Source organism: Candidatus Latescibacter sp., assembly GCA_030692375.1.
In the GTDB taxonomy this organism is placed as follows: domain Bacteria; phylum Latescibacterota; class Latescibacteria; order Latescibacterales; family Latescibacteraceae; genus JAUYCD01.
The window spans coordinates 1-14796 of record JAUYCD010000187.1; the positions used below are offsets into that span (position 1 = coordinate 1).

The window sequence follows — 14796 nt, forward strand, 5'->3', positions numbered from 1 at the left end:
GCTGATCTTAAATGGAAGCACCGAATCAAGAACAGTCCCGTATTTACGCACAATGTCCATTGCCGCTTTGAGACTCGTTCCAGCCTCTTCAACAAATGTCTCAGGGCGTGTTGTGAACTCATCCGTTTCTTTCGACGCCATCCACACAAAACGCGGTGACAAGAGCTGATTCTGTTGAAGGCGATTTGCTTGGACTAAGTGAAATCGCATTACACCATCAGCCGTTGCCCAGCCGACGCAGGATCCAGTAGTCGACTGATTGCCGATGGTCCACCAAGGCTGGCGAAGATCAACTTTTGTCGGCAGTGCAGCAGGTGCAGCTAATGCACCGGATGTTAAGGCATCCTGAAACCTCCAGTCCCTCGCAGTATCACGCGACGGGACAAGGTTGCAGATTCTGTCAGAGAAGATCGCGGTGGTTGATGCAATTCGTTTCTTTGCCATGGTGTGCTCGCTTTCGTTGTGATCGAGTTACAGATACAAGCCGCCTAACGTTGAATTCACCGGCCTGCGCTGCTTTTAGCGCTGGTCCGGTGGAATAAATTGTTAGGGTTACCACTTTCTGAAGAAACTTTTTTGTATTTGCTCAGGTACCTTCACCTTGGACTCTGTTTCTGGCTTCTGCTTCGTCTCTTTTGGCTCAGGTACCTTCACCTTGGACTCTGTTTCTGGCTTCTGCTTCGTCTCATTTGGCTCAAGTGCCTTCATATCGGACTCTGGCAAAGGAATTGCCTTGTATTGATGCTCCGGCTGAAGAGGTTGGTATTCATTCGATGCCTGTTTTGTTGACACATTCGCGGCGATGTTCGTGGCACCGACCCCCATCGAAAAGATAATCAGTGAGTTCACGACCCAATAGATGCCGCGTTCCCAGACTTTCATTGTCGAGGCAGTGAACACTACCGCGCCAATCACAAAACTTAGTATGAGCGCTACATACCGAAAATGAAACTCGGGAAAGTTGTTGCACAGCGCATTCGTAATCAACATTATGAGGGCTCCAGCCGCACCTGGCGTCAACATGGACTTTGGATTAAAGAACTGATTCATGGTGCCTCCCCTTGATAAAGTGGTAAGTGCCTATGTCATGCCCCTAACAAGTAATTCTGTAGCCCTCTTTATAACGCTCAATTTAAAAAATTATTTCTATTTAATCGCAAGGAGAAATTAACTATTTTTACAAAAAAGCCTTCTGTATTATACCCTTAACCTGGTCTAGCCAGAACCAAAAGGGAACTCGTTATTATTCCTTATCTTGCTAACGCCTAACGTTAAATCCTGTGCTTCAAACACAGAATTACACTCGTAAGAGACTAATAAGGGCGATATAATGAAACCGTATATCATCCCTTACTTGGCATACACTTTTTTGATAAACGTATGTAAAAATATAGAAATAAAATAGCACGTTCCGCCTAAAAGTCAAGCTAATATTTACTATCTTATATTTTTAGTATTTTCTCCTCTCAATCAGAGAAACAAAAAGCATGTATCTCCCGGCTTTGCTTTGTAGTATATTGGATTTTTGATTTTTTCTTTGCGAACTTTGCGCGAGAAAATCTTTTATTCTGTCTCCTGGCTTCTGACTCCTGTATTCCTACTTTTTTTTGGAGGCTGCACATGGAATCAGTAAACACGTTTCTGGTTAATTTTTCCAACTTCCTCTGGGGATTTCCCCTTATCGTGCCCCTGATCGGCACCGGTCTCTATCTCACCCTGCGGCTCGGTTTCGTCCAGTTCATCCATCTCCCCCGGGCGCTGAAAATGATCTTTTTTCCCCCTAAGGATGAGAAGGGGCAAGGCGAGATCAGCCATTTCCAGGCGCTCATGACCGCGCTCGCCGCCACGGTTGGAACTGGCAACATCGCCGGGGTAGCTACCGCCATCGCCATGGGCGGGCCCGGCGCCATGTTCTGGATGTGGGTGACCGGACTTCTTGGTATGGCATCTAAATATTCCGAAGCGGTGCTCGCCCTTCATTACCGTGATGTCCACGCCGACGGCACAGTGGCTGGCGGCCCCATGTACTATATCGCCAAGGGAGTGAAAAGCAAAATGCTCGCGGTTGCGTTCGCGGTATTCACCGCTATCGCCGCGTTCGGGATAGGGAACATGGTGCAGTCCAATTCCACCGCCGAAGCCATCAACGGCGCTTTCGGGGTGCCCAACTGGATCACAGGAATAGTCATCACCATCCTGGCCGCCATGGTGCTCATCGGCGGGATCAAATCCATCGGCAGGGTTACCCAGGTGTTCGTTCCCGTCATGATCATTTTTTTCATGACCGGAGGATTCATCGCGGTCATCATGAACCTCTCCCTCCTGCCGTTCGCGGTGAAAACCATATTTGTCCATGCATTCACCGGCGAGGCGGTCTGGGGAGGAGTTGCAGGCCACGGGGTTCGCGAGGCCATGCGTTACGGTCTTGCGCGCGGGCTTTTCTCCAACGAGAGCGGCCTCGGCTCCGCGCCTATCGCCGCCGCCGCCGCCCGTACCGATCACCCGGTCACCCAGGCGCTCATCTCCATGACCCAGACATTCATCGACACCCTGGTTGTCTGCTCCATGACCGGAGTCATCATCGTCATGGCCGATGTGGCGGACGGCTCCCTGACCGGCGCCAAGCTCTCCGCAGCCTCGTTCAACCATCTCTTCGGTTCGAATATCGGGGGCGTCGTCTCTGCTGTCTCACTCGCCCTATTCGCCTATTCAACCGTGCTCGGCTGGTGCTATTACGGCGAGAAAGCCATCGAGTACCTCTTCGGGAGCGCGCACATGAAGACCTACCGTACCGTCTATGTCGGGTTCGTGTTCATCGGGTCGGTGGTCAAGCTCGAATCGGTATGGTGCTTCGCCGACATCATGAACGGATTCATGGCCCTGCCGAATCTCTTCGCACTGGTGTTCCTCGCAGGGACCATCAAGGCGCTGCAAAAGGATTATTTCGATCGGTTTCTCCCTGAAACCGAACGGGCAGTTAAAAAAGCGGAGCTATAAAATATTTTCAATGAAGGCTTTTGCAAAAGTCGCATTTTACGGAATAAAGAAGATTTTTTACTACAGCCCCCTTTCCCTCGGTCCCTTTCCCCCGATGGGGGCAAGGGAAGTCATTGCTCAACGGTAGTTGCCGCTTTGCGGGAACGATGAAGCCTTGTCCTGCCCCCTTCGGGGGAAGGATGTCCGAAGGACAGGAAGGGGGCTGCATCCATCATTTTGACTTTTGCAAAAAGCACAACGTAAAAATCGCTTCTCAGTTGAGCCTTTTTCAAAAGCTGATATTAGTGGGATAGTACTCATTTCTTTTCATCTCCCCCTTTACTTTCCCCCATATTATCCTATATTTACTCTTAATCTTCCCTCATTCGTTCAATACAGCCACCTTCACCCGGGAGGTTCCCATGCTGAGAAAACTTCTTTTTGTTCCCGCGCTCTTTCTCCTTCTGGTCACAGTGAACTGCGGAAGGCCGTCTTTACGGCTGGTCGAGAACCCGATCATCCGGGACATCGGGATTCCGGTGCAGTCGGTCAACTGGGTGCGCCTGCACGACGGGCGGGACGGCGCGGGAAAACCGGCTGTCTACGCAACCATGGGACAGACCGCCGACAACCTGTTCGTCCTGCGGATCAATCCGGAAACCGGAGAGCTCAAGCAGTATCTCTCCAGGGTTCCTGAATCCAATTACCCGACCGCGACCCTGATGAGCCGGAGCGGAAAGCTTTATGTCGGGGCGGCCTATGCGGGACATCTCCTCTGCTATGACCCGGCGAACGACACGTTCGAGGCTCTAGGCGCTATCAACCCCGGCAAGGCCAGTTTCCCCTGCGCCATCGAAGAGGACGCGGAGGGCCGTCTCTGGATCGGGAGTTACGGGACCGCTGACCTGACCAGCTACGAACCCAGGACAGGGGTATTCACCCGCTACGGCCGTATGGATGAAGTGGACATGTACAATTATCCCATGGTCAATTCCGACGGCACGATCTGCAACCGTATCATGATGACCCAGCCGCACCTTGTGGTGCTCGACCCTAAAACCGGCGAGAAGAAGACAGTTGGGCCGGTAGCGACCAAGGGCAAGGAATCGTTCGATCTCGTCCGGGGAGCGGACAACACGGTCTATATCCGTTCGAGTATGGGGAATTTCCGGATTCAGGGATTCACCGCTGTCCCGGTGGAGAAAATCCCGGAAAAACCGGCGGCCTCCCCAACCGCTTCATACAGATCCACATTCACCGATGCCGACCAGCAGCTTTACCGGAAGCTCTCGGTGAAGAAACCGGACGGAAGCACCCAAACTTTCACCCTGGATTATAAAGCCGCCGGCACGGAGATATTCGTTCTCCATACCGGGCCGGACGGCTGCCTCTACGGTTCAAGCATTCTGCCGCTCCACCTGTTCCGCTACGATCCCCGTTCCGGGAGCCTGGCCGATATGGGCAAATGCTCCGCCGCTTCCGGGGAGGCGTACTCGATGGCCAATTTCCGGGGGAGCATATATATCTCCTCCTATCCTGGGGCCATGGTTTCGGTCTATGACCCGAAAAAGCCATACCATTATGGGAAGGGCCCCGCTGATAATCCCCGCGAGCTTGGCCGTATCGACGACATCTCCTACCGTCCACGCTCGACTGTGACCGGGCCGCTCGGAAGGGTCTGGCTGGCGTCGCTCCCGGACTACGGCCGCTGGGGAGGCCCCCTGTCCTGGTATGAACCTTCGACCGGAGAAAAACATGCCTACTACCGTATTTTCGGTGATGGGAGCTGCTATACCCTGGCGCCTCTGGAAAAGCTAGGGCTTATGGCGGTCGGCACAACCATTCAGGCTGGATCGGGTACCACGCCGAAAGTGAAGCAGGCGCAGCTTTTCCTTTGGGATTACAAGGCAGAAAAGAAAGTATGGGAGGGCGCCCCGGACCGGCCGGTGAATACTTTCAACGCGCTCCTCGCGGGTCCGGACGGCCGTCTCTACGGCACTATCACCGGAGGCGGAAATCCGGAATTGTTCGTTTTCGATCCCCTGTCACGCACCTTTACCGACCGCAAGCCTCTTCCGGAGGGCGGCCCGCTGGATAACGGCCTGCAGGTTGGCCCGGACGGCTTCCTGTACGGATTCACTTCCTCCTGCTTCTATCGTATTGATATGCAAACGCTTGAAATACGGAAAATTGTTCATAAAGAAAATGAATTCAACATTCCCGGTCCCATCATCGGGAAAGATGTTTACTATGCCCGTAACCATGTGCTGAGGGCGATGAAAGTATTTAGATAGTTTATAGTAGGTCGAAGCTTACGGGAAGGGAAGGTGCTTTATGCAAGATAGTAACCATGCTCGTCTCATATGATGATCATACCTGTTAAAGTATTGGATATACACCCTTTTCTTTTTATATTACAAGAATTATCCGGTTATGTCATTTGGTAAGCATTTTTGAAAATATTGCCCTGTAATTGCAATTAAGATCCTGAAACGAGTTCAGGATGACACGTGTCATGCCGAACTTGTTTCGGCATCTATAGATACGTTCACGAACCTTATCTAATGCCATAACCGAAAAAAACTATTGGAATTCCTTGATATTCAATATCCGCGCTTGCCTTGGTGGGTCTGGAAATGGTTAAAAAATGGAAAGTCAGACGGATCGGCCTCTGGTCTGCCATGAAGATCGGCGGATCCATCTCCTGCGTTTTCGGATTTGCCGCCGGTGTATTTCTGGGGCTTGTGTTTGCATTCTTTTCGTCTCTTATTGCCATGATGCTTTCAGAACACAACCCGGCTTACGGGTTCGGGGGGCTGATCATCTTTCCGGTGATATGTACTTTGTTCTTTGGTTTCATGGGCATTATCCTTTCCCTGGTTTTTGCCCTTTTTTATAATCTCTCCGCCGCCCTGTTCGGCGGAATCGAGCTTGAAATGGAAGCTGAGCGGGTGAATTACCATCCGGAAGAATACTCTTCTAAATTGCACGAAGCTATCTGATTCTCCTTTATTTCCGCGCTGAATTTGATAATTGACAGGGTTGGTAACAGGATATAGATGCCGAAACGCTTTCATCGTTCCCGCGAAGCGGCAACAAGTTCGGCATGACACGTGTAATCCCGAACTCGTTTCAGGATATGATGACGCCATAACAGCGTAGTATTTCCAAGAAATACTCACCAGATGAGCTAATTGCAAAAGTCGTGATTGTTGGAAGCAGTCCCCTTTCTGTCCTTCGGACATCCTTCCCCCAGAGGGGGCAGGAAGCGACTGTGGGACAATGACTTCCCTTGCCCCCTTCAGGGGGAAAGGGATAGAGGGATAGGGGGCTGTAGTTAACAACTTGCCTTCTTTTTTACATATAAACGACTTTTGCAATTGGCTCAGATGACAATCTCGAAAAAATAAAAGGAAACAGAATGAATACTTCCAACGTTGACCATGACCGCATCCCTAAAAAAAACGCGGTGAAGTCCTTTCCGGAGGACAAAACTGTTCCAGCACCCACTAATTTTATCCGGGAAATTATCAATGAAGACCTGCGAATCAATAAAAACAACGGCAGGGTTCATACCCGGTTTCCCCCGGAACCTAACGGCTATCTGCATATCGGGCATGCCAAATCCATCTGCCTGAATTTCGGCCTCGCCCTCGAGTACAACGGCGAATGCAACCTCCGGTTCGATGATACCAATCCGAGCAAAGAAGACATCGAATATGTGGAATCGATCATTAACGATGTAAAATGGCTGGGATTCGACTGGGACGACCGGCTCTTTTATGCCTCCGATTATTTTGAAAAGCTCTATCAGTTTGCAGTTGAGCTAATTAAAATGGAGAAAGCCTATGTATGCAGCCTGAGCGCCCATCAAATCCGTGAGTATCGCGGCACACTGACCGAGCCGGGCAAAGAAAGCCCTTACCGTAACCGTTCGATAGAAGAGAACCTTGACCTTTTCTCGCGCATGCGGGCGGGGGAATTCAAGAACGGCGCCCATGTGCTGCGGGCAAAGATCGACATGGCCTCCCCCAATTTGAACATGAGGGATCCGGTCATCTACCGCATCATCCACGCCGAGCATCACCGTACCGGCAATGCGTGGTGCATCTATCCGATGTATGATTTCACCCACTGCCTGTCCGATTCCCTGGAGGGGATTACTCATTCCATCTGCACTCTGGAGTTTGAGGACCACCGTCCCCTGTACGACTGGTGTCTGGATGAATTGAAAGTGCCCTGCCATCCGCAGCAGATAGAATTCGCCCGTCTCAATCTGACCTATACGGTGATGAGCAAGCGAAAACTCCTCGAGCTGGTACAGGAAAGATATGTCTCAGGATGGAATGATCCCAGGATGCCCACCCTTTCGGGTATGCGTCGCCGTGGATACACTCCGGAAGCGATTCGTAATTTCGCTGAACGGATCGGTGTGGCGAAAAGGGACAGCATGGTCGATGTGGCGCTCCTGGAGTACCATATCCGTGAGGATTTGAACAAACGCTCGCCGCGGGTCATGGCTGTGCTGCGTCCGCTCAAGGTGGTCATCGAAAACTATCCCGAAGGCATGGCGGAGGAGTTGGATGCGGTGAACAACCCGGAAGACCCCGGCATGGGAACCCGTAAAGTCCCCTTCTCCCGGGAACTCTATATCGAACGCGATGATTTCATGGAGAATCCTCCTGGCAAATTCTACCGTCTTGCCCCCGGTCGCGAGGTGAGGCTGCGCTATGCCTATTTTATCAAATGCGTTGGTGTGGTAAAGGATGAGAAAACCGGCGAGGTGATCGAGCTTCGCTGTACCTACGATCCGGCGACGCGCGGCGGCGACGCCCCGGACGGCCGCAAAGTGAAATCGACCCTGCACTGGGTCTCCGCCCCCCACGCAATTCCGGCTGAAGTTCGCCTGTACGACCGCCTGCTTTCAGTGGAAAACCCCTACGGGCAGGAAGGCGATTTCAAAAACTTCCTGAATCCACATTCCCTGGAAGTTCTTACCGGCTGCCGTCTGGAACCGAGCCTTGACTGCGCGGCGCCAGGATGCCGCTACCAGTTTGAACGGATAGGGTATTTCTGCGTGGATTCAGTTGATTCCACTCCGGAGCGCCTGGTATTCAACCGGACAGTGACATTGAAGGATGAGTGGGAGAGAATAAAGAAAAGGGGAAAAGAATTGTAGGGTGGATGTATAAAGAGAAAAAACACATTGAAAGATAGAGCTAATTGCATAAGTAGATATTTGAAGCAGCCCCCTATCTGTCCTTCGGACATCCTTCCCCCGGAGGGGGCAGGAAGTGACTATGGAATAACGACTTCCCTTGCCCCATTCGGGGGAAAGGGACAGAGGGATAGGGGGCTGTAGTTTAAAAAAGTACTTTTTCTTATTTTGTATAAAACGACTTTTGCAAAAGCCTCAACTTTTAAAAATTATTTCTGCTTGCCTTCACTTCTCTTTTCTTTCCGGTAAACCATACCCTGAAAAGCTGCTACGATTTTACCTTTGTCATCGGATATATGAATAGTGTAACTTGCCAGTTTTGCACTGCGGGAAAGCTCTTTCGCCTCTGCGGTCAAAACGCCTTCAGAGGTTGCTTTGAAATAGGAAATATCCGCATGGATCGCCACTGCCGCAACTCCGTAAGAATTGGAGGCAACGGCAAAAACGACATCTGCCAGACCGAACAGCACACCGCCATGGACTATAGCATGACTGTTCAAATGATGCGGTCTTATCTCCAGTCTGGCCTTTGCCCTCCCCTCGGAAGCTTCCAGCAACTCGACGCCAAGATATCGGGCAAATACATCAGTTTCAAAGAATGTAACAAGATTTTCCATTGATACCTCCCGAATAACGGTTACGATGAATATGGTGACATCTCGCCAATTTTCATGAATTAGATAGTATGTATCTGGCAATCCCCCAGATTTTTGAATCAATATTTTGTAACTCTTTATGATGCTTATCTTTCCACGAAAATACATTCTTGAAAATATTCTCGGGTTCAAGTCCTCATGAAGGACAAATCCCCCCTGTCCTTCGGACATCCCCCCTTATTATGGGGGGAATCATGTTGGCAGGCAGCCTAAACCCCCTTAATAAGGGGGTCGCCGCTTTATGCGGCGGGGGGATTTTATCTAAAGAGCAGATAAGTGATATGGTATTTCTGTCGCCGAATAAAAAATGGGGGATGGCCAGAGTATGTATCTGGTTGACATTATGAGAGCAAACATGTATTATTTGAGCTATGCTGCGTTCAAATATACACTGTGAATAAGCAGCGATGTTCGAAAATTCTCGCACAGTTAAAAAGGGCAGTTTTGGAAAAACTTTTTATCCCGGAAACCCCATCATATCATGGCAAAACAAATAAAAAAAACCAGGAAAAATCCTGTTGAACCCCCCCCCTCCGGTCCCATCGTTTTGAATACCGCATCTCAGTATGCGCTCCTGATTGTTCTCATGGGTGTTTTTATCTATTTCTGCATCCAAAACGCATTTATCCAGGATGATACCTATATCACGCTCAGATATGTAAAGAACTTTATATCGGGCCACGGCCTTGTATTCAACCCAGGCGAACGGGTGGAGGGATACACCTGTTTTCTCTGGGTTATGATTCTGAGCGCGGCTGCAGTTCTCGGTCTAAATACGGAGAATGTCTCTCAGTACCTCAGCGTCTTCTTCGGTGTGCTCACCCTTGCCGTGACATTCGCTCTTTACCGGATTATTTCCGCGCCGCCGCCCAGCGCCATGATGGAGAAACGAGCTGAGCGGTGGAATTCCTGGTTTGCGCTTATACCGGTACTGTTTCTGGTTTCCGTCGGGGCGTTCAGTTTCTGGTCGGTGAGCGGCATGGAATCTTCCCTCTTCGTATTTCTGGTTGTCACCGGTCTCTTTTTTCATCTTAAACAGCCGCGACGGACAAGACCATCGTATCCGTTTGTCATCTCAATGATTTTTGCTACATTCACCCGGCCTGAAGGCGCTCTTTTTTTTGCTGTTATCATGCTTCATGCTCTCTTCTCAACTTTTCGACCAAATGACTCCCATCAGCGGAAATCCATCCTTCGGGTCTTTTTTACTGAAATCGCGCTTTTCGCAGTTCCTTATATTGCGTTCACACTGTTCAGGATCTTCTATTACGGCCACCTGTTTCCGAATACATTCTATGCAAAAACCGGATTGTCCTCGGTCTATCTTACCGCAGGGATAACATACTTTGTTCAGTTCGTCAAAGCATATCTCCTCTACGGGTTCGCTCTGGCCGCACCCCTGTTTCTTTTGACAGTCCGGGAAAGGCGCTTTGAAACGAGCCTGTTTTTCTCACTCATCCTTGTATATTGTATTTATGTCGTTTCGGTGGGGGGCGATGTCCTCTCTCTGCATCGGTTTTTCCTGCCGGTTCTTCCGCTGATTTTTATCCTATGGGCGAGATTTTTACACGAGGTATTTATCATTTTTTCCCACAGGAGGGAGAGCCTCCGCCTTGCCCTCTTCGCAGCAACCTGGGCGGCGGTATTCGCTTTCGCCGGGTACATGTATTTCGGTGAAAGGGCGATAATCGCGCAGGTGCGGACTTCTGAGACCGGGCTCGTCAGTAAAATGAAAATAAAAGCGGCCTGGCTGAAAGACCGTCAGGCTGAACGCAGCGGGAAACTCTGCGTCGCAGCCACGACTGTAGGCGCTCTGGGATATTTCTCCGGTGTAACGGTCATCGACATGCTCGGCCTTACCGACGAGCAGATTGCCCATCATCCGCAGCCCATACCGGAAATCTCCGCCGATGCCTCCGTTACCTGGAAAGAAAAGAAATACAACGCAGCATATGTGCTTTCCCGGAAACCGGACTACATCATCTTCTCTACCGACCTGAAACCGAGCGCTTACGCGGAACGAGCGTTGTTCCTGCAGCCTGATTTCCTCTTCTTATATTATCCGCAGCATATCATATTACACAAGCTAAAGTCGAGCCAGGTTTTTTATACACGTAAAAATCCCGAACAAGTATCCCGAACAAGAAAATTTCCTCCCAATCCAGGATTTTCTGCTGAATTTGTGGGTAAATATAGCCGGGCTCTCACACTCATATCACAACACGAATGGAAAAAAGCGACCATCTCTATCGACAATCTTCAGACCATCGCCCAGGACATAATCAAAACCGCCCCGGTGGAATTTGGCGAGGGATATCGCATCCTGGGAGATGTCTGCCGATACAAAAATGATCTGAACGCCGCCGTAACAAATTACCTCGCGGCAACCGAGCGTGATGAATTCAACTTTGAATCCCATTTTCAGCTCTACCGTATCTATAAGAGCAGAAACGAGTTAACTGACTCGGCAATCCACCTTGAAAAAATCCTCAAAAGCTCGCCGTACGGCCTGATATTCGGAAAACCGTTCCATCTCGGCGTCTCTTTTCTCCAGGTGAAAATGTACGACGATGCCATTCATGAGCTGAAAGCTGCGGCCGGAAGCGAGCAGAACACCGATGATCTCTCGGAAATCCGTCTGAATCTAGGGTCGGCCTATTTTGCGAAATCCATGCTCACCGAAGCGGTTTTGGAATGCACCGAGGCGCTCCGATTGAAACCGGGCTATGCCGCTGCACATTTCGGACTTGGCCAATGCTATGAAAAACAGGGGAAACCTGTTGAGGCTCAGGCGGAATACCGCGAATACATGAGGCTCTCGGGGGTGAAATAACACACACCCCGCCAATATAGATGCAATTACCGCTATTCCCTCACCTCATCCCCGTTGCCCCCTTCACATAATACACTGAGTAATACGTATCCTTGACCAGCCCCGGATAGCCCAGGAAGTAAGGCTGTTCCGGAATGTCCTGGTAGGAGAAGTCACGGCTCACCTTCCAGAGTTTTCTCTGCTCAGGGGTGAGGTGGCAGTAGAGCACATGAACAGCCAGGTTGCCTTTCTTGTCGAAGCAGAGGCCCTGGACGCCGCCGCCACGGATGAAGTCGCCGCCGAGGGCGCAGGTGCCGAGATAAGATTTCACGCGGGTTGTGGGGTTCCAGGCGAAGAGGGACATGGGAACGGGGCCGACTCCGTTGTTGTAGAGGCAGGCCCAGTAGATGCGGCCATCCGGGCCGGTCTCGATTGCATAGGGGTATCCGCCGAATGTTTCGCCGTCTACCGACCAGGAGCAGAGCGGGCGGACATGGAGCTTGCCGTCCGTGGCGGGAATCATGTCCATCTCCCAGAGCTTGCCGTCCGAGTGGCCGTAGAGCTTGTTCGAGCCGGTCGCGCCGCTCGTGAGTGTGTAGGAATGGCTGTATTTAAGGCCGCCTTCCGCCGCGATTTCATAGTCATGGAGCTTGAATTCCTGGGGGTCCCAGACTATCATGAAGCTCTTCCCGGAGGGAGTGACTTCGCCCTTGTGGTATACCCGGCCTGTGGAAAGCTCCATTGCCATGTAGCGGCTGGAGGCGAGGCCGCCCCAGGGGCCGGCGTTCCAGATGCGCCCGGTTTTCAGGTTGTACACCAGGAAGTGTCCCGAAGGCTCGGTCATGCCGTAGAGGAAACCGCGGTCAGTGTCCGCGCAGAACCCCACTGTGCCTTCCTGTTTGTAGCCGGGGCCAAGGTCTTCGGTATGGCCGGTTTTCGGATCATAGCAGAAGAAATGACAGGGGAACTGGCCCCCCTTTATCCCGTAAGGCGACTCGCCCATATCGGAGCGGATGTCGAAATGGAACTCGTATCCCTGCTTCATTGCGCCGTACATCTTGCCGTCCTTGCCGAGACGGAGCTTGGTGTGGATTTTGCCGAGGATGCCCTGTCCGCGGCCATACAGGTGGGAAAGCTCGTCGGAGCGGAATAGGAGCCGCCACAGGGCGGTTTTGGGGTCGAGCTGCATTAAGGGGGAGAACTTGCCGTAATAGGCCCCGCCCACATAGACCCGGCCCGCATCGTCAGCCTGGATGGCCGTGTAGCCGGAGCCGCCGTGCATGGCGGACGGTATGGGGAAGACTTCCACCTGGAGCTTCTTGTGCCCGGCGAACAGGTCCCCGGCGGGGAAGTTCTGACGGGAACTTTCAATAATCCGGGGATCGGCCTCCACTATGACGCCGCTCTTTTCCCATTCTTTGGCAGTTCCCGGGGTGAGCACCCAGAGATTGGCAATTCGCTCCGTCTCCGCCATGACCAGGGCGCCTCTTTCGGTTGCTACAAGGTCGGCCATGGGTTTCAGGTTGAACATTTTCACCGCCGGGTAATCCACCTCGAATGTTCCCCTCGCCGGGTCGTAACACCAGAACCTGCTGATGCCCTGGTCCTCGCCCCCGCTGATACCGTAGAGACGGCCGTCCAGAGGGGAGAACGCCAGCCCGCGCACCTGGATGGAGCTAATGGGTTTTCCCAGGTTTTCGATATCGTTTGTAGCCGGATCCAAACGGACGATGTAGCCGTCCGATGTACCCATATAGAGCCTGCCGTCATGCTCGACAATCACATCGAGGGAGTTCCAGTGCTGACGGCCCGGGACGGAGGGAATCCAGCCCACCGCTTTGAACCGGTCCTGCGGCTTGGCAACTTTGGGATCATAGCGGATTATCTGGCCGTTCCAGCCGGAAGTGTAGAGGACGCCGTCCGGCATGACATGCATGGCTTTGGCGATGAGCTTGTTGTTGAATTCCACTTCGCCGGGGGTGAAATCGGTCAGGTCTTTCACCACCTCCGCCACTCCCACCATGTGATTGGAAACGGAGGATGCAGTCGTGCCGAAAGTGACCGTTTCCGTTTTCCCGGTGCGGATGTTATAGATGAAAAATCTCCCGGCGGGCGTGGTGAGGCCGTATATCAGTTGACGTTTGCTGTCGATGGCCATAGTATATATGCCCTGGCCTTCCACCGGGATTCCCAGGTCTTCCAGTTTCGGGCCGGCGCCGCCGATGCCGCTTATACGGTAGAGGCGGCCGGTGTTCCAGCTTTTCTCGATCGGATAGAGATTTGCATCCTCCAACTCGTATTTTCCGCCGCTTTTACGGGCGAGCCACCATATCTGCTCCTTCGTGAGCATTGTCCCGGCGTACAGGACATCGCCGTCCAGGACAAACCCCTTCAGCACCGTATTGTGTCCGGGGATATCGGCCAGCACGGTGACCTTCCTTGCCTGGGGGTCGAATCGGAAAATATGGCATCTGTCGCCGGAGGTGGCGCCGTACACGAGATCGCCCGATGCGATGAGCGCCTCGGTGGAGCGCTCGTCCGAGGGAATGCCCTGGTCGCGCAGATTGACCGTATCGAGCTGGTTGTAGAGGAGTGTTTTTGTCCAAACTGAGGGCGCAGAATAAAGACAGAGAATGATGATAAAAAGGAAAGGAAAATTGACAGGATTTACAAGATTTAACAAGATTTTACCGAATCGTTTCATGGGTGGTTCCTTTCTTTAAGGCAGCCCCGGGGTGCCCCAACTTTTTTTCATGAATAAGCAGGGAGTCCATTCGGCATGACATGGGTGAATAGATGCCGAAACAAGTTCGGCAAGTATATAAAATAGTATTTCGTGAAAGTAAAATCCTGTAAAATCTTGTAAATCCTGTCCAAATTGCTTTTTTCTTTTTCTCTTTCTTTGCGTCACTGCGTCTCTGCGAGAAACAGTTTAATTGTTCCCGCGAAGCGGCAATATTCTTTCATCCTTGTTTCGAATCCATACTTTTTTCAACTTTTCTCTTGCGCTTTTTCCCCCATATATAGTATTATTGTTGGTAGCCTGACACAATATGTTTGATTTAACAAGATCCTGAAACGAGTTCAGGATGACAACTGTCATGCCGAACTTGTTGCCGCTTCGCGGGAACGAT

The 14796-nt window shown here is 51.5% G+C and carries 9 protein-coding genes; 5 read left to right on the forward strand and 4 right to left on the reverse strand.

Annotated elements, in window-relative coordinates; translation table 11 throughout:
• Positions 1 to 444, reverse strand: a 444-nt coding sequence (locus Q8O92_11160; GenBank protein MDP2983875.1) for a hypothetical protein, incomplete at its 3' end; no start/stop codon positions are given.
• Between the two features lie 108 nt (positions 445 to 552).
• Positions 553 to 1050, reverse strand: a complete 498-nt coding sequence (locus Q8O92_11165) for a hypothetical protein (GenBank protein MDP2983876.1) — start codon at positions 1048 to 1050, stop codon at positions 553 to 555.
• Between the two features lie 570 nt (positions 1051 to 1620).
• Here Q8O92_11165 and Q8O92_11170 point away from each other — a divergent pair.
• The 4 genes from Q8O92_11170 (at position 1621) to Q8O92_11185 (ending at position 8155) form a co-directional block, all read left to right on the forward strand.
• Positions 1621 to 2997 (forward strand): sodium:alanine symporter family protein, encoded by a 1377-nt coding sequence (locus Q8O92_11170; protein MDP2983877.1) that lies wholly within the window; start codon positions 1621 to 1623, stop codon positions 2995 to 2997.
• Between the two features lie 401 nt (positions 2998 to 3398).
• Complete coding sequence (locus Q8O92_11175; GenBank protein MDP2983878.1) at positions 3399 to 5270, forward strand: hypothetical protein; 1872 nt, start codon at positions 3399 to 3401, stop codon at positions 5268 to 5270.
• 342 nt (positions 5271 to 5612) lie between these two features.
• Complete coding sequence (locus tag Q8O92_11180; GenBank protein ID MDP2983879.1) at positions 5613 to 5978, forward strand: DUF3566 domain-containing protein; 366 nt, start codon at positions 5613 to 5615, stop codon at positions 5976 to 5978.
• A gap of 419 nt (positions 5979 to 6397) precedes the next feature.
• On the forward strand, positions 6398 to 8155 hold the full coding sequence (locus tag Q8O92_11185) for a glutamine--tRNA ligase/YqeY domain fusion protein (GenBank protein MDP2983880.1): 1758 nt from the start codon (positions 6398 to 6400) through the stop codon (positions 8153 to 8155).
• Between the two features lie 248 nt (positions 8156 to 8403).
• Here Q8O92_11185 and Q8O92_11190 read toward each other — a convergent pair whose 3' ends face one another.
• The gene (locus tag Q8O92_11190; protein ID MDP2983881.1) at positions 8404 to 8811 is read right to left on the reverse strand and encodes a hotdog fold thioesterase; all 408 of its coding nucleotides are present in this window, start codon (positions 8809 to 8811) and stop codon (positions 8404 to 8406) included.
• 520 nt (positions 8812 to 9331) lie between these two features.
• Between Q8O92_11190 and Q8O92_11195 the strand changes: the two genes are divergently transcribed.
• Complete coding sequence (locus tag Q8O92_11195) at positions 9332 to 11683, forward strand: tetratricopeptide repeat protein (GenBank protein ID MDP2983882.1); 2352 nt, start codon at positions 9332 to 9334, stop codon at positions 11681 to 11683.
• Between the two features lie 40 nt (positions 11684 to 11723).
• Here Q8O92_11195 and Q8O92_11200 read toward each other — a convergent pair whose 3' ends face one another.
• Positions 11724 to 14366, reverse strand: a complete 2643-nt coding sequence (locus tag Q8O92_11200) for a hypothetical protein (protein MDP2983883.1) — start codon at positions 14364 to 14366, stop codon at positions 11724 to 11726.
• Between the last annotated feature and the right edge of the window lie 430 nt (positions 14367 to 14796).